This window comes from Pseudochrobactrum albidum (genome assembly GCF_051851455.1).
Classification (GTDB): domain Bacteria; phylum Pseudomonadota; class Alphaproteobacteria; order Rhizobiales; family Rhizobiaceae; genus Pseudochrobactrum.
On record NZ_JBPVTR010000022.1, the window covers coordinates 161598 to 177376 of the forward strand.

At 46.4% G+C, this 15779-nt stretch carries 12 protein-coding genes and 1 tRNA gene; 8 read left to right on the forward strand and 5 right to left on the reverse strand.

What is annotated here, in order from left to right:
• The first annotated feature begins 56 nt into the window (after positions 1-56).
• From ACSTTO_RS08065 to ACSTTO_RS08095, 7 genes are all read left to right on the forward strand, one after another.
• Entirely contained in the window at positions 57-1733 is a 1677-nt protein-coding gene (locus ACSTTO_RS08065) for an MFS transporter (protein ID WP_439272852.1), read from the forward strand.
• Positions 1734-1757: 24 nt separating this feature from the next.
• On the forward strand, positions 1758-2804 hold the full coding sequence (locus tag ACSTTO_RS08070) for an HlyD family secretion protein (RefSeq protein ID WP_439272636.1): 1047 nt from the start codon (positions 1758-1760) through the stop codon (positions 2802-2804).
• A gap of 302 nt (positions 2805-3106) precedes the next feature.
• A complete protein-coding gene (locus ACSTTO_RS08075) occupies positions 3107-3709 on the forward strand; it encodes a hypothetical protein (RefSeq protein WP_439272637.1) in 603 nt (200 codons plus the stop codon).
• Between the two features lie 249 nt (positions 3710-3958).
• Complete coding sequence (locus ACSTTO_RS08080; RefSeq protein WP_439272638.1) at positions 3959-5539, forward strand: sulfatase-like hydrolase/transferase; 1581 nt, start codon at positions 3959-3961, stop codon at positions 5537-5539.
• Between the two features lie 487 nt (positions 5540-6026).
• Positions 6027-6578, forward strand: a complete 552-nt coding sequence (locus ACSTTO_RS08085; protein ID WP_439272639.1) for an invasion associated locus B family protein — start codon at positions 6027-6029, stop codon at positions 6576-6578.
• Positions 6579-6721: 143 nt separating this feature from the next.
• Positions 6722-7432 carry a GGDEF domain-containing protein gene (locus tag ACSTTO_RS08090; RefSeq protein ID WP_439272640.1) on the forward strand — a complete coding sequence of 237 codons (711 nt, stop codon included), beginning with the start codon at positions 6722-6724 and terminating at the stop codon, positions 7430-7432.
• A 224-nt stretch (positions 7433-7656) separates the two neighbouring features.
• Positions 7657-7733: transfer RNA gene (locus tag ACSTTO_RS08095), tRNA-Pro, on the forward strand.
• A gap of 176 nt (positions 7734-7909) precedes the next feature.
• Here ACSTTO_RS08095 and ACSTTO_RS08100 read toward each other — a convergent pair.
• Positions 7910-8209: an XRE family transcriptional regulator gene (locus tag ACSTTO_RS08100; protein ID WP_439272641.1), complete on the reverse strand. Its 300-nt coding sequence runs from the start codon at positions 8207-8209 to the stop codon at positions 7910-7912.
• A 418-nt stretch (positions 8210-8627) separates the two neighbouring features.
• Between ACSTTO_RS08100 and ACSTTO_RS08105 the strand changes: the two genes are divergently transcribed.
• Complete coding sequence (locus ACSTTO_RS08105; protein ID WP_439272642.1) at positions 8628-10262, forward strand: phosphoethanolamine transferase; 1635 nt, start codon at positions 8628-8630, stop codon at positions 10260-10262.
• A gap of 267 nt (positions 10263-10529) precedes the next feature.
• Here ACSTTO_RS08105 and ACSTTO_RS08110 read toward each other — a convergent pair whose 3' ends face one another.
• The 4 genes from ACSTTO_RS08110 to ACSTTO_RS08125 form a co-directional block, all read right to left on the reverse strand.
• Complete coding sequence (locus ACSTTO_RS08110; protein WP_439272643.1) at positions 10530-11795, reverse strand: O-antigen ligase family protein; 1266 nt, start codon at positions 11793-11795, stop codon at positions 10530-10532.
• Positions 11796-11797: 2 nt separating this feature from the next.
• Entirely contained in the window at positions 11798-13342 is a 1545-nt protein-coding gene (locus ACSTTO_RS08115) for an undecaprenyl-phosphate glucose phosphotransferase (RefSeq protein ID WP_439272644.1), read from the reverse strand.
• Between the two features lie 263 nt (positions 13343-13605).
• Complete coding sequence (locus ACSTTO_RS08120) at positions 13606-14748, reverse strand: glycosyltransferase family 4 protein (RefSeq protein ID WP_439272645.1); 1143 nt, start codon at positions 14746-14748, stop codon at positions 13606-13608.
• 127 nt (positions 14749-14875) lie between these two features.
• Positions 14876-15439, reverse strand: coding sequence for a polysaccharide biosynthesis/export family protein (locus ACSTTO_RS08125; protein WP_439272646.1), 564 nt, complete (start codon positions 15437-15439; stop codon positions 14876-14878).
• Positions 15440-15779: the final 340 nt, after the last annotated feature.

Sequence of the window (15779 nt, forward strand, 5' to 3'; positions counted from 1 at the left end):
CGCAAACTATACCAGATGCGGGGCAGGCTGTTGCGCAACCGGAAAAACACAATGCAATGCAAGAGGGGGTGCAGGGCGAAGCGCCGCAGGAAACCGCAGCCCCCACGGAAAAAACGCCGCCCGCAGCTCCTGCGCCATTACCGCCGGCCAAGCCGTTTTTGCTCTCCGCAGCCTTTGTTGCCGCATCTTTTTTGATGTGGATTACCCAGGGTATCGGCATGAATATGGTTGCCGTTAATATTCCGCAATTGCAGGGCGGGCTTGGTGCAACTGCGGCTGAAACCACATGGCTGCTGGCAGCCTATATGGCGCCTAATGTGAGCCTGACCCTGTTTTTGATGAAAATCCGCACACAATATGGCTTGCGCAAATTTACCGAACTTGGGCTTCTGACCTTTGTGATCGCCACATCCCTGCACTGGTTTATTCATGATTTGAATTCAGCATTGATTGTGCGCTTCTTTTCGGGTGCTGCAGCATCGCCCATGTCAACACTTGGCTTTTTCTATATGATTGAGGCTTTTCCGCCGAGCAAGAAGATGAGCTGGGGGCTGTGTCTGGCTTTAACGGGCACAACACTTGGTGCGCCGCTGGCACGGATTATCTCACCCGCATTGCTGGATATGGGATTGTGGAAACAGCTTTACATGCTGGAAATTGGCCTGGCGATGATATGTTTTGCAACAGTCTATACGCTGAAACTCACGCCCATTCCTCATGAAAAAGTATTGGAAAAACTGGATTTTATCAGTTATCCGCTGATCGCGATCGGCTTTGGCCTTCTGGCAATGATGCTGGTGGTCGGGCGGCTATATTGGTGGCTGGAAGCGCCGTGGGTCGGCATCTGCCTTGCTGTTTCTTTTGGCGCGCTGGCACTGGCTGCGGCTATTGAGATAAACCGAGAAAATCCCCTGATCAATATTCGCTGGCTGACAAGCCGCCAAACCTTGACTTTTGCCGGTATGTTGCTGGTTTTTCGTGTGGTTTTGTCCGAGCAGACTGCCGGTGCAACGGGGATGTTTCAGGCGCTTGGTATATATAACGAACAAAGCACCGGCCTCTATTGGGTACTTATTATAGCTTCGCTGGCAGGTGGTATGATCTGCGCAATGGTGATCCGCCCGGGGCGGGAATTTTATATTTATTCAATTGCCCTGCTGCTTATTATCACCGGCGCATATATGGACGGGCATGCCAATAATCTGACACGGCCGCAGATGATGTATCTCAGTCAGGCGATGATATCTTTTGGCGGGGCGTTGTTTTTGCCGCCGGCAATGGCCGCAGGGCTGATGAGCGCACTGAAAAACGGCCCTGCCTATATAACCAGCTTTATTGTGATTTTCATTTTTACCCAAAGTGTGGGCGGACTGTTTGGTTCGGCACTTTTTGGCAGCTTCGTAACATGGCGGCAGCAATTTCATCTGCGTGCGCTTTACGATCAGATTGTGCTTAGCGATCCGGTGGTGGCGCAGCGCATTGCCGCCCTTGCCGGCGCAACGGCCAAGGTCATAACCGATCCGGTTTATGTGCAGGCCGAAGGGGTGGCGTTACTGGGGCGGCAGGTGATGCAGGAGGCAACTGTGCTTTCCTATAATGATTTGTTTTTGCTGGTGGCGGCACTGGCTGCAACCGCGCTGGCCATTCTGGTTGGCCGCCGTGTGGTGCTGCCGGTTCTGGCGGCATGCCGGCACTTTTTATGCAGGCGCAGTTTTGTGCCGGCTAATGGTTGATTTGTTTTTTGGAACACTCTGGAAATGCTAAAAATTTTTCGTAATTCAGCCAATCTTGTTATTTTTGCAATAGGCTTGTGCGGTGTTTTGCTTATTCTTTATGCATGGCAATTGCCGCCGTTCCGCTCTTCAGTTGAGATGACGGAAAATGCCTATATACGCGGGCAGGTTACAATAATCAGTCCGCAGCTTGGTGGTTATATCAAGCAAGTGCCGCAGCGCGATTATCTGCATGTTAAAAAAGGCGATGTGCTGTTTACATTGGATGACCGTATCTATGTGCAAAAGCTCAAACAGGCGCAAGCCATGCTGGAAACCCAGAAAGCAGCCCTGGCCAATTCTGAGCAGGACCGGCTTTCGGCTGAAGCGCGAACACGCGCCGCAGAAGCAGCCCTCAACAGTGCCAAAGCTGCATTGGTGGTGGCTGAGGCCAATTATAACCGTGTCACTCCATTGCGCAAAAGCGGGGTGATGACCCAGAGCAATGAGGATCAGTCCCTGTCTGTACTGGAGCAGGCACGAGGCGCTGTCAGTCAGGCCGAGGCTGCGCTGGATGTGAATAGGCAGGAAGTGCGGGCTATTATTGTGCGCCGTCACTCGCTGGAGGCAGCGGTAACCAGCGCCGAAGCGGCGGTTGATCTCGCAAAAATTGATCTGAGTAATACAAAAATTCTTGCGCCGCAGGATGGTATATTGGGCGAAATTGGCGCAAAACCCGGCCAATATGTGAATATAGGGGCGCAGCTGACGGCACTGGTTCCGGATAAAAAATGGGTGGTGGCCAATTTCAAGGAAACCCAGCTTCATGGCATGAGGATAGGACAGCCGGTTCAGTTCATGGTTGATGCGCTGGAACATGCATCATTGACAGGCCATATTGAGGCGTTCTCACCGGCAACAGGCTCTGAATTCAGCGTGCTTAAGGCTGATAATGCGAGTGGTAATTTTATCAAGGTAACACAACGTTTGCCGGTGCGCATTGCTATTGATGCCGGCCAGCCGGAGGCAGAGCGCCTTGCGCCCGGCATGTCGGTTGTGGTGAAGGTGAATACCGCCGCTTCCGCAGGTTGAATTTTGCAGAGCTTGTAACTTTTGCACGAATTTTTGAAGTGCTGCTATATTGTTTTTGCATAAATATCCGTTGCCGGATCTATGCGGGAATAGCTGGCTATAATGATGTATTCTTAATAGAATAGGTTTATTTTTTGTCTTTAAACGTGCAATAAAAAGAAGATGAGCGGATAAGTAAATATCTGCTCATCCTGTTAATACCGATTAATGCAGCTTGGCTATGTAATACTGGCTGTTGTGCAATAAAAGGGTCTGGCAAAGCCCGCTCGGATTATTGATGAAAGGTATAAAAGGGGGGGGCAATGCAACAGGCTCTGGAAACCGTATCGCATCCGGCAGAGGCTTTTACGCATGTGCGGATGATTATTGGTATTATATTGGGGCTTTGCATTTCGCGTTTGCTGACCGGTGCCGCCCGTTTTATCCAGCATCCGGATAAACACAAAATTTATCTTGTTCATCTGGCCTGGGTTGGCTTTCTGCTGTTATCGGTGGTGCATTTCTGGTGGATGGAATTCGGATTGCGCTCTGTTCCGGTCTGGACATTTGAAAAATATTTATTCGTGATTTTCTATGCAGGGCTTTATTTTATGCTCTGCACATTATTATTTCCCGATAATATTGAGGAATATAGCGGTTATCGGGATTATTTTATCTCACGAAGAAGATGGTTTTTTGGATTATTGGCAGTGCTTTATCTGACCGATATTGGCGATACCTTGCTGAAGGGCTGGAGCCATTATGAATTATATGGTCTGGAATATCCGATACAGGCGGCTGCGTTTATTTTTCTGAGCCTCATTGCAGCAATTACACCCAGCTTAAAATTTCATACATGCTTTGCGCTGGGAGGTTTTTTGTATCAGCTGGGATTTACCTTCAGGCATTTTGTAGTGCTGATTTAATGGTTTCCGCAGATGTAATTGGTTTATTATTTATATAATATAAATACTCATTGCTCAATTACATTTTATTTAAGTAAAATAAATTAGTTTAAAAGATTAAATTTTTTAATTCCGCACAATCTGCGCATGAAATAAAATTGTAACATTTTTGTCATAATTGTCGTTCTTAGAATGTGAGTTGTCGCTTTTCGCGTTGTTTGAATAGAGGGAATTGATAATTGAATTTTTATCAATTTCTTGGGGCGACATATGAGAAAAATTCTCCGCAATATTAGAGATTATTCATATATATCATTACTTTCTGTTTTTAGTCTTTCATTTTCTTTTGCCTATATTGTAAGGCAAGCAGCTCAGTTGCCGAGACCAAGCTGGTGGATATTGGGAATTTTATTTTCTTTTTTGCTGGTCGCTTTTAATGTTCCGTCTAATAATAAAGATAAAAGACCTGTGAGATTTATAATGTCTGCCATACCTATTTTGTGTATGGTGTTCTATATCTGGTTTGAGAAGTCCTTTGGCCAGTTTGATATTGGATCTATATTATTTCATATAGAAATGGGGGTTGAGAATACTGCAGAAGATAATATTTACAGGATTAGTGTGAAATATTTGTTTATTGCATCTATTATCTTGCTTTCTCTTGGGTATTTGGTGCGATATGATGATCGGATAAAGTTGTGTGATCGTTTATTGGCACTGCCGATATTTTGCATGACGCCATTTTTTACTTATTTTGCGGGAAGTATTTTTTATAAAGAAGATAATGCGGCTTTGATGCAATATTATATTCAGCCGGCTTATGGTGAAAACTCACCGCAACTAAACAATAAAAATATTATATTGATTTATGCTGAAAGTACAGAATGGACTTTTGCTGAATTGGAGGGGTCGTCTGATTTCTTTCAGGGAATGATAAATATTGCCTCTCAGGGTATGCATATTAAAGGTATCGGACAGGTTGCTAATACCGGGTGGACAGTTGCCGGATTGATATCATCGCAATGTGGTGTGCCGTTGCAGCCGTTGGGACTCATGAAGGGAAACCGGTTTGAGGCACGTAAAGCGTTTCTGCCGGGAACTGTATGTTTGAGCGATATTGCAAATAGAAATGGCTATAATACCGAGTTTTTGAATGGCTCAAGTCTTGGTTTTGCCGGAATGAAGCGTTTCCTTACCCAGCATGGTTATCATCATACAGGTGCTTATGAGCAAATGATTGCCAAAGTGGGGAGTTATAATAATAGCTGGGGGCTCTATGATGATACTTTATTGGAATATGCCACGCAGCGGATTGAATATCTTCAAGGGCAGGATAAGCCTTTTTTGCTGACGCTAATGACAATCGGCGGACATTTTCCAGAGGGGTATCCAACGCAGACATGTCTGGATGATTTGGGAGAGATAAAGACTGAGAAAATTTTATATGCTGCTAAATGTACCGGATATCACATTGAAAGTTTTATAAAAAAACTCAAAGAAACTGGTCTGCTAAACAATACAATTGTGGTTGTTATGAGTGATCATCTGGCCATGAAAAATTCAGCAACGCCAAGGTTGGAGCAGCATGAAAGAATAAATTTTTTCACAATTCTGGCAGATGATATTACGCCACAAATTGTGACGAAGCAGGCTGCAATGTTTGATGTTTTTCCCACTGTTCTGCAACTGATGGGGTACGCTTTGCCTCAGGAGAGCATGGGGCTGGGTGTTTCGCTTTTTTCAGAAAAGCCTGGTTTAATAAAGGTTTTAGGCGTAGAAAAGCTGAATCAATATATAAAATATGACAGGGCACTCAGCAAAAGAATCTGGAGTTCTCCCGATGCTGTGTAACTTTTAATAAATATCACAAGTGCTGGCAGTTTTGGCCCGGGCAAAAAATGCCCGGGCTTTATGCTTTGATTGATACGGGGGATTCAATCTTGCATAAAATATAATAATACGATGAATATGACTACCAATCCCGTATTTACGGGGGAGGGTGGTAAAATTGTGAGATTTTATAATTTTTTATAAAATTATTTTATTTATAATCTTAATATTTAAAATTTAGTTTCTAAAATATATAATATTATTAAATTTTAATATTATTAATTAAATCTATGAATCTTGATAATTATGTCAGTATCTTTTGCAATAATATTCATGTTTTTTTGCAATGTTTCATGTTTGCAAGCGATAATTGTAATTTTGATCGGTTTTTAAATGGTTCAATTTCAAATTGAACTGCAAAGCCGCGATAAATATTTATTTTATTTAATTATAAATCCACAACCGTTTCATAGTTTTGGTTCGGTAATGTTTGATAGGGAATGCGAATTTGATATATTCTTTTAAATATTACGCATTATTCTCAACTGTTGCTTTGGGCAGTCTGTTCTCATGTTTTTCTGTTTCATCAGTACAAGCCGCAACCACTCTGCCTGGCGGGGCATCAACACTCACAGAAACTTTTTCTAACTGGACTGTTTCCTGCCGTGTTGTGACAAATGCTGATGCAAAAAATGTGGTATGCACCATGCTGCAACAGCAGATTGATGAAAATGGAAGGCGCGCATTAACGGCTGAATTCACACCGGCAAAAAGCGGCCTTGCCGGTGCGTTTTTATTACCTTTTGGCCTTGATCTTAAGGCAGCCCCCCTGTTTCAGGTTGATGAAAACAAGGCAGGGGTAAAAAGCGCATTTTCCACTTGTATGCCGGCGGGTTGCCTTGTTCCGGTCAATTTTGATGTAGCGCAGAGCGATGCGATGTATAAAGGCAAGGCTTTAATTATATCGACCAAATCGTTGGATGGTCAGGAGTTTAAATTTAATGTGCCTCTTGATGGATTTGCAGCGGCATCAAAGAGAATTCAGGAGCTGACAAAATAATGGCAATGGGCTGGTTTTGAGAGATTTTTTTGAACAGACAAAGCCCGATTGTTGAGATTGGTTGTGCACAGATTATAGTTTATTTAAAAAATATGGAATATAGATCCGCTATCAGGAGATGTGTTTAAAACGGGGCGGAGTTGGTGCGGTTTTTTACCAGATTTGTATTGAGGCGCACTGTAATTGTTGTTGTGTGTGCAGTTGTGATATCCGTCCTGATATCCACGGGTGTGAGAGTGATCACCGGCGTAAGGTCTGATGCAATAACTATTGTTCTCAGGCTTATATTACCATTTTTGATTGCCACGCCTATTTGTCTGTTCTGGTTTGCCAGTCTTGAAAGGCTTGAGCATGCTTATCGCAAGGCAATCCGCCGCGCCAATGAGCTGGCACGCATAGCCAGTGTTGATCCTTTGACCGGGCTTCTCAACAGGCGCAGCTTTATTGAACAATTTGATACAGTAAGTTCCGCCGGTGTACGCGGCTGGTTCATTTTGGCTGATATTGATTATCTGAAGATGATCAATGATCAATATGGTCATATTGTTGGTGATGATGCGGTAATTGCAGTTGCTGGAGCCTTGGTAAAAGAATTGCCGGAAGATAGTCTGATAGCGCGTATTGGTGGCGATGAATTTTGTGCATTCATACCTAAATCAGAGAATATTGATATCAGCCAGATCAAAGAACGGCTGAATAAAACCGCCGGGAGTATGTTTCAGCAAAAGCAGCCGTCTGTGCCACATGGCCTTGCATTAACGATCGGCAAAATAGTGCTTAAGCCAAAACAGTCATTTAAGGAAGTTATGTCCGGCGCCGATGAAAATTTGTATCGCAAGAAAAAAGCCAGATAATTACAGCCTATATTATCCGGCGCACTGCTGTTTATGATTGGGATGCCGGTACCTCCGGTCAATGCAAGCATTTCTGATGTCGCTAAATAAAGAAACATTATGGGGCTTTGTGCGGCTGTTTACATTTGGGGCAGTTTCACCATGGCATTTGTGTTTCATATATTCTTTTCACCGTAAAATGGGGCTTGCCAAAAAAGCCTTTATATTCTAGGGGTTCATGTATTCGGAACGTAGCGCAGCCAGGTAGCGCACTTGACTGGGGGTCAAGGGGTCGTGGGTTCGAATCCCGCCGTTCCGACCATGAAAACAATAGCTTAGCTAGATATAGAATTATCACAGCTTTAATGCCGGTTTACAGTTCTGGTTCTGTTTTCTATCCTGTCAACAGCCGCGCTTGATACCAAATAGTGCTTCCTAATTATTGTTTCTGCGTCTTTTTCAGAATGGCCGGAAAAATGCCTCTGTTGCGGCAGGCAATCACGGCACTTCATCATAGGCCGCAATGCCGCCCTCGCTCTCCAGCGTGGAGATGCGCCGCGCTTCGGAGCGGGGGAATTTGAGCCGCACACCAATGCCGCCGCCATTTTCCGGTATAAGAACGGCACCGGCGCGCGCAAGAGCTTGTTCCAGTGCTGCAAGAACCGCAGCATCCGGCGTGCTGAGCTTGCGTTCAAAATTTTGAATAATCTCCACACTGATGCCGGAGAAAGAGGAAAGTCTTTCCCTGCTCAGCTCAATCAGCGCGCGGGCTGCTTTGCATTGTGGTCCGGTAATCATCGCAGCACTCCTCTCCATAAAGTCTGAGCCATATTGGCTGTGATTGACAAAATACAGGCAGAGCCGGTGTTTTACGCTGAATATCAACGGCTTTTACATATGATATTATAGCTCTTGTGCCGCCCGATATGGCAAGGGCTTTTATTGTTGTCTGCCAAATATCTTTATGGCATTTTTTTAGCTTGGTGGGCGGAAAATTTATTCATGGTCATAATTTTGTCCAGAAACAAGTATTGCGCTGAATGGCGCAGACAAATTTTCTGTTCTGAAAATGTAAGGGGCTTGTCTGAAACTTTGACAGGTTTTGTTGTTTTGTGCGTGCAGTAAACTGCATTTTTGCTGAAAACAAATATAAAACACATTATATCTTGATATTTTTGATCAAGATATGCGTTTTAAATATCGCATCAGGTGAACGATGAAGTTCAAAAAAATTTCCGTAAGCAGTAATCTATTATGCCTTATTGTTTCGATATATATAGTCGCACTTTTTAACAGGACTGTTTTTTCTTTTATTTTTAATTACTTATCAGGGGATATCCTGAATACGGCTATTCTCATTGTGGTTATGCTGCTTCTCACATTCAGCCTGACTGTTTTATTTTCCGCGCCTTATCTGATGAAGCCGGCACTGATATTCTTTATCATTGTCTCTTCAGTATCTGCTTATTTCATTGATCATTTTGGTATTATTATTACGCCAAATATGATTGAGAATGCCGCCACAACAACACAGGCAGAATCCGGACATCTTATAACCGGGCAATTTGTTCTTTATGTTTTGCTCTTTGCAATTGTGCCATCCCTGCTGATTGGTCTGGTGCGTATCAAACATCGCCCTTTCTTGCAAAAATTGTGGGTTAACACATTGGTGATCAGCGGCAGCCTGTTGCTTGGTCTTATATTGACGTTGAGTAATTTTGGCACTTTTTCTTCCATGTTCCGTGAGAAGAAGGAAGAGATTGTCGGCCGTCTTAATCCGCTTGCGCCGATCAGCAGCACAATCCGCTATTTTGTGCGCGCGAATATGGAGCGCAATTATGTGGCCGCACCGCTTGGCACCGATGCTGTGCAGCTTCATCCCTATAATGCCGGCGGCGGCGCTAAAAAGCGTTTGACGGTGATTGTGGTAGGGGAGACAGCGCGCGGCCAGAATTATAATTTTAACGGTTATGAGCGCGATACCAATCCGCTGGTGCGTGAGCGTGGCGTGTTTAATTTTTCCGATACATCCAGTTGCGGCACAGAAACCGCAGTTTCCGTGCCTTGCATGTTTTCGCCTTTTCCGCGCACGGAATATAGCAGCAGCAAGTTTCGCCAGTCAGAAAACCTGATGGATGTGCTCAAACATGCCGGCATTCAAACCCTTTGGATAGAGAATAATACCGGCAGCAAACGTGTTGCTGATCGTATGGAATATATTGATCTCAGCCAGCATCAGGCCGGTAATCCGAATTGCGAGGGCGGGGAGTGCTACGATCAGGTTCTGGTCGATACACTTGCATCCCGCCTTGATGGTTTTACCACAAATACGGTGGTGGTATTACATATGCTTGGCAGCCATGGCCCTGCCTATTACCGGCGCTATCCGCAGGATCAGGAGGTTTTCAAGCCAGCCTGCCGCACATCCAATTTTGCAGATTGCACCCACGAGGAAATTGTCAATGCCTATGATAATTCAATCCTTTATACGGATAAAATTCTGGCCGAAGTGATTGATCTTCTGAAATCGAGGGAAAATGAGTTTGCGTCTTCTATGATCTATATGTCCGATCACGGGGAGTCGCTCGGTGAAAAGGGGCTTTATCTGCATGCCATGCCATATTTTCTGGCGCCGCGTGAGCAGACCTATATACCGTTTATCAGCTGGTTTGCTCCGGATTTTCTGAAACAAGACGGCCTGACAGCGGCCTGTATCAGCAGCCTGACGGACAAGCCGGCCTCACATGATAATCTGTTTCATACAGTGCTTGGTTTGATGGGGGTAAAAACCTCGGTCTATGATAATAAGCTGGATATTTTCAGCGCTTGCCGGGCACAGGCTTCAAGTTGACAATGCAAAAGCTTACGCGCTCAAAAGGCGCGTGAGCTGTAAATAGGGCGCGTGCGCTGTAACAGGAGTGCTGAGAGGTGCCGTTTAATCCGGCAATGGGCTAGAAGAAAAAATACCAGATCAGCAGCACAACAAAAATCGGCACGCCCATCATCCACAAAATACCGGCTCGCAGCATAGTTTCCTCCCTTGTTTGATATAGGAAGAAACGCACAGGCAGATGTCAGGGTTCCGCATGATGTCGAGTAAAAAATATGATGCGGTGTTTTATCTTATCTGGCGGCGCTGACGGCGTTGGTAACGGTGCTCCAGGCCGGCGCAGCCCCAGATGATGCCGATGATAAGATAAAAATGACGCCAGTGATCAATATCAATCACATTGCCGATCATGATATGGCCGAGAAGGGCAATATAACTGCATAAAAGATAAGGCTGCCACGGCCTTTGGCGGAACATCAGGCGAAAGCCGAAGGCAAGCGTTAAAACAATCAGGATGAAAAAGGCGATAAAGCCAAGCCAGCCATAATCAAGCAAGGCCTTTAGCCAGATATTATGGGTATCCTCGCCAAACATGGGGCCAAACTCAAGCGGGCCGATGCCAAATGGCTTTTCCATTGCCAGCAGAAAACCCAGCCAGTGGCGGGCAAAGCGCCCGTTGCGTGCACTGTCATAATCCTGCTCAAGGCGGGCGCGCTGCGCGAAGAGATCGGCAATTTGCGGAATTTGCAGGGCGATAAAAAGAATAATGGCCAATACGAGTAATGCACCAATGCTGATCAGCAAAATTTTTCCGCGAAATTGCGTGCTGTTGCTGCGCAAAAACAACAAGGCCGGCACCAGCAGCAACGACAGGGCAAACATGCCCCATCCGGCACGTGAAAACGATAATAATACCCCGAGTGATAAAACAGGCAGCAAAAGCCAATAGAACAGGGCACCTGAAAACGGACGGGTAAAGACCTGATAGATGCACCAGGTGAGCGGCAGGATCAGAAAGGGCGCAAAAACATTGGGATCCTGAAAAGCACCCTTGGCACGGCCATAAAGCGTGAACAGGTCTGAAGCGGGAATGAGGCTGAAATAGCCGGCAATGCCAAGCAGGCTGGTGAGAACCGCTGCGGCCATATAGCCGGAGAAGAGCGGCTGCAATCTGCGCCAGTCACTCTCAATAACAGCCGTGAAAAAAACACTGGTTAAAGCCAGAAAATAGGATATCGCAATATAAAGCGGTGCTTTTTTAAGATCAGCCATCTGGAAGACAGACAGAACACCGCCAATATTGAACAGCGTAAACAGCAATAACAGAGTTAGTGCATAGGTGCTTAGCCGCAAGCCGAATAATGCCCAAATGCTTATCAGTCCGAGCATAAGAATTTCATAAGGCCCGGGCTCAAACAGCACAAAACCGCTGAAAAACACCCCGCTTGCCAGCGAAAAACGCACAATCAATTGCACCAAAGCCCGCTGCCGGTCAAAGGCAGCAGGACTTATATGTGCGGATGCCGTGGAGATCGCAGCGTTTTTAACCGGCATAATCAATAGGCATTTTCCGTGTTCAACAAACGCACAGGGGTGAGAAACAGAATTTTGAGATCAAGCCATAAAGACCAGTTTTCAATATAGCTGAGATCGTATTCCGTGCGCATGACAATCTTTTCCGGCTTGTCAATCTCACCGCGCCAGCCATTGATCTGCGCCCATCCGGTAACGCCGGGCTTGACTTTGTGGCGGGCAAAATAGCCATCAACAACGTCATTATAGAGCATATTGTTGGAATTGGCGCTGACTGCATGCGGGCGCGGCCCCACAAGGGAAAGACTGCCGCCTAAAACATTGAAAAATTGCGGCAATTCATCAATCGATGTTTTGCGGATAAAACGTCCGACACGGGTAACACGCTTGTCATTTTTGGTAACAGCCAGTCTGGCAGTCGGGTCGCACTGATCGCTATACATGGAGCGGAATTTCCAGACATTAATAACTTCATTATTAAAGCCATGGCGCTTTTGTTTGAAGATAACAGGGCCCTTGCTGTCCAGCTTGATGGCAATGGCGGTTATCAGCATTAATGGCGAAAACAGCACAATGCCGAGCAGGCTGAAGACAATATCAAAAATACGTTTTGCGATAGCATCCCAATCATTGATCGGCTTATCAAGAATATCCAGCATCGGCACAGAACCGATATAGGAATAGGTGCGCGGGCTAAGACGCATATTGGCGGCAAGGGCGGAAAGACGGATATCCACCGGCAGCACCCATAATTTCTGCATCAGCGTCAGCACACGCTCTTCCGCTGTAACAGGCAGAGAAACAATGAGCATATCAATATGGGCAATGCGTGCAAATTCAATAAGTTCGGAAATATTGCCAAGTTTGGGATAGCCGGCCACAATCGGCGGTGAGCGCCGGTCACCACGATCATCGAAAATGCCGCATATGCGGATGTCATTATCCGGCTGCTCTTTGAGAGCGAGAATCAGGTCTTCAGCATTTTTGCCGCCGCCGACAATAACAGCGCGGCGCTCCATGCGGCCGCTGCGGGCAAGCAGGCGCATCAGGCGGGCGGCAAGCAGACGCGATATGGTGAGGGCGATAAAACCGATAATCGCAAAACTACTGAACCAGATGCGGGAATAGATTGCCGAAATCTTGAGCAAAAAGGCCGTTATGGCCATCACCGCAAAAACCGCCGCCCATGCAACCAGCAGGCGGCTGATATAACGCAAAGGCTTGCGCAAGGTTGAAGGGCGATAGCCGGAGATGAATTGCGCAAAAACCACATAAACCGTTGCAGCCAGAAGATTGGCCAGCACATATTCGGTTAAATGCACACTATGCAGGCCGACATAGCCAAGATAAACGGCCATGCCGCAAAATACGACCAGCACAAATTCCCACAGCCGCATGAGACCGGTGAATAAAGCGGGAGAAATACTCTCGCTCCGGTAATGGTCTGCAACCTGCAGCGCAAGCGGGCTTAGTGTAACCTTTTCACCAGAGGCAAAATGTGCGTTTTCAGAGGAAGGTTTTTGCAAAATCTTCCTGTCAAGATTTCTTGTGTGTTTTTTCTCAGTCATTGGCTTACCGGCATCATTAAAGCTGTTGCTTATAAGAAAACATCAGCAAACTATCCGTTATGAGAGTTGTGAATTTCTTATTATTTGCAAAAAATAGGGAGTTTCAGCCATTTATAGGGCTGATTTCATATTTCTTGGTTGCCGGAACGTAAATATATTATCCGGAATCCCATGATTTTCATGTTTTACTATTATAGCTCATAAAGATGTTATGGCGATAATTAAATTTTGTAACAAAATTGTTTTAAAGCTGCCGGAGAGGTTTATCCGCTGCGATAAAACTTCTCTGTTGCATGAGCCATGGCTTCCCGGCTGAATTTTTTGCGCAAGTCTGTCTGATTGGGCATAAGCCGGTGAAAGCGGGCCGGGTCACTCAATGCTGCCTGCATGGCAAGGGCAAGTGAGCCTGCATCCGGCTCGCACAGCGCCTTATTGGCATGGCCGAATATTTCTGCAAGCCCGCCCACATTGGTGGCAATAACATTGCGTTGTGCAGCCAGCACTTCCAGCACAATATAGGGCAGGGATTCTGCACGCGACGGCAGAACAAAAATTTTACCAAATGCCAATGCCTCACGCACCGGCATTGCCGGATAAAAGCGAATATTCTCTGCAAGACCAAGCTGTGCAGCCAATGTGATACAGGCCTGTTTTTGTGCGCCATCTCCCACTATTGCAGCCGTTGCCGGTGTTAATCCCTGTGCTTTCTGGCTTATATGCAGCTTGGCCAGCGCCTGAATAAAAAGATCCGGCCCTTTCAGATCGCGCATTGTGCCGGTAAAGAGAAAATCAGCTGCATCCGGTGCAGGTGCAACCGGTGCAAATTCTTCTTCGCTTATGCCGTTGCGGATAATAGCTGTGCGGCAGCGGGGAAGCCCGACCTTGCTGAGATAGGTTTTTTGCTCATAGGCGGAGATAAAAATCAGACCGCTGGTCAGGTTTTCCTGAAAGCGTTCTGCCGTAAACATGACTTTTCCCGCTAGGGTGCCGGCATCATAATGCAGGCTGCCGCCATGGGGGGAGTAAAAGCTTTTGATATATTGGCGCTGTTTCTGTTTGCCGGCAAGGCGGGTACCGATGCGGGCATAGGTGCCGCCTTTGGCGCCGTGGCCGTGCACAATATCCGGTTTGAGTGAGGCAAGCAGCCGTCTTGTGGCCAATAGGGCGCTGATATCGCCAAGCCCGATTTGACGGGCTATAGGAAAACGGTGCAGGCCAAGAGCAAGATCCGGCAGCATGGATGTAAATTGCTGCCGCTCCAATGCGCCATCCTCACATAATTCGCAAATCACGCCCACCTGATGGCCGGCGGCATTCTGCATGGCGGCCAGATCGCGGATATGACGAAACACGCCGCCGACTGGGGCGCGAAAGCAATGAATAATCCGCAAGCTTTGTTGCTGCACAATTGCCCCGCAGATGATTTGAAATAGATCCTGAAAAATTATGAGAATTGTTCAGGATTATGCGAAAAACAAATGATCATAGCGGTTCCGGTACATAAATTTGTCCGGAACCATATAAGAAAGCGGATCAGAACAGCCGCTCACGAACATAAATCGTATCCCCCGGCAGGATTGGATCGGTAATACGCACCCGTCCGGTAAAGATTTTGCCGTTGATCTGGCGGGTGATATCCACGCTTTCCTGATTGGCGCGCGGGGTGAAGCCGCCGGAAGCGGCAATAGCGGTCTGGGCTGTCATGCCGGGCACATAGGAATATTGCCCCGCGCCGCCAACTTCACCCATGATGAAGACCGGGCGGTAACGCGCCACTTCCACGCTGACATCAGGATTGCGGATATAACCGGAGCGCAGCTTGGCAGCAATACTTGCCTCAAGCTGCTTAACGGTTTTGCCGCGCGCAGGCAGGCTGCCCACCAAAGGGAAGGCGATATAGCCGGATTGATCAACAGAATAGGTGTTGCTCAGGCCGGCCTGCTCAAAAACCGTGATGCGCAACTGATCGCCGGAACCAAGAATATAAGGCTGGTTAAGCGCCTCATGAAAGGCAGGCGGAGCAGGACGATAGCCGGAGCAACCCGCCAATGTCAGACAGGCAACACCCAAAGCTGCCATAAAAACACGTGTTTTCATTCTGCTTGATTCCTTATCCGCTTATCCGGCGCGTGCGGCCGCCTGCCGCATATGCCGGATATAAACATCATCCTGAAACAGATGATGTTTTTGCTATCCCGTTTGAAGGAATTATTGAATTGTTAGGGTTAACATGACGTAAAGAATGACCGGCAGATGCATCGCTTTGTTAAAAAAAACTGCGCATTAATATGCGTATTTTATAATATATAATCTTGTTCTAGCCTGATTTATTGCAATTTCAGATACCATTGCTTTTAACGCCGGCAGATCTGCAAGGCTGTTTTACAGCGCGGTTATATAGAGCGGCGAGGGGGCGATAAGCTACAGGGGAGAAATT

What these genes read in the sequence shown, in the direction of transcription:
- ACSTTO_RS08065 (WP_439272852.1), top strand. Translation starts at nt 57, where the DNA reads ATGCAAGAGGGGGTGCAGGGCGAAGCGCCGCAGGAAACCGCAGCCCCC.
- ACSTTO_RS08070 (WP_439272636.1), top strand. Translation starts at nt 1,758, where the DNA reads ATGCTAAAAATTTTTCGTAATTCAGCCAATCTTGTTATTTTTGCAATA.
- ACSTTO_RS08075 (WP_439272637.1), top strand. Translation starts at nt 3,107, where the DNA reads ATGCAACAGGCTCTGGAAACCGTATCGCATCCGGCAGAGGCTTTTACG.
- ACSTTO_RS08080 (WP_439272638.1), top strand. Translation starts at nt 3,959, where the DNA reads ATGAGAAAAATTCTCCGCAATATTAGAGATTATTCATATATATCATTA.
- ACSTTO_RS08100 (WP_439272641.1), bottom strand. Translation starts at nt 8,209, where the DNA reads ATGATTACCGGACCACAATGCAAAGCAGCCCGCGCGCTGATTGAGCTG.
- ACSTTO_RS08105 (WP_439272642.1), top strand. Translation starts at nt 8,628, where the DNA reads ATGAAGTTCAAAAAAATTTCCGTAAGCAGTAATCTATTATGCCTTATT.
- ACSTTO_RS08110 (WP_439272643.1), bottom strand. Translation starts at nt 11,795, where the DNA reads ATGCCGGTTAAAAACGCTGCGATCTCCACGGCATCCGCACATATAAGT.
- ACSTTO_RS08115 (WP_439272644.1), bottom strand. Translation starts at nt 13,342, where the DNA reads ATGACTGAGAAAAAACACACAAGAAATCTTGACAGGAAGATTTTGCAA.
- ACSTTO_RS08125 (WP_439272646.1), bottom strand. Translation starts at nt 15,439, where the DNA reads ATGAAAACACGTGTTTTTATGGCAGCTTTGGGTGTTGCCTGTCTGACA.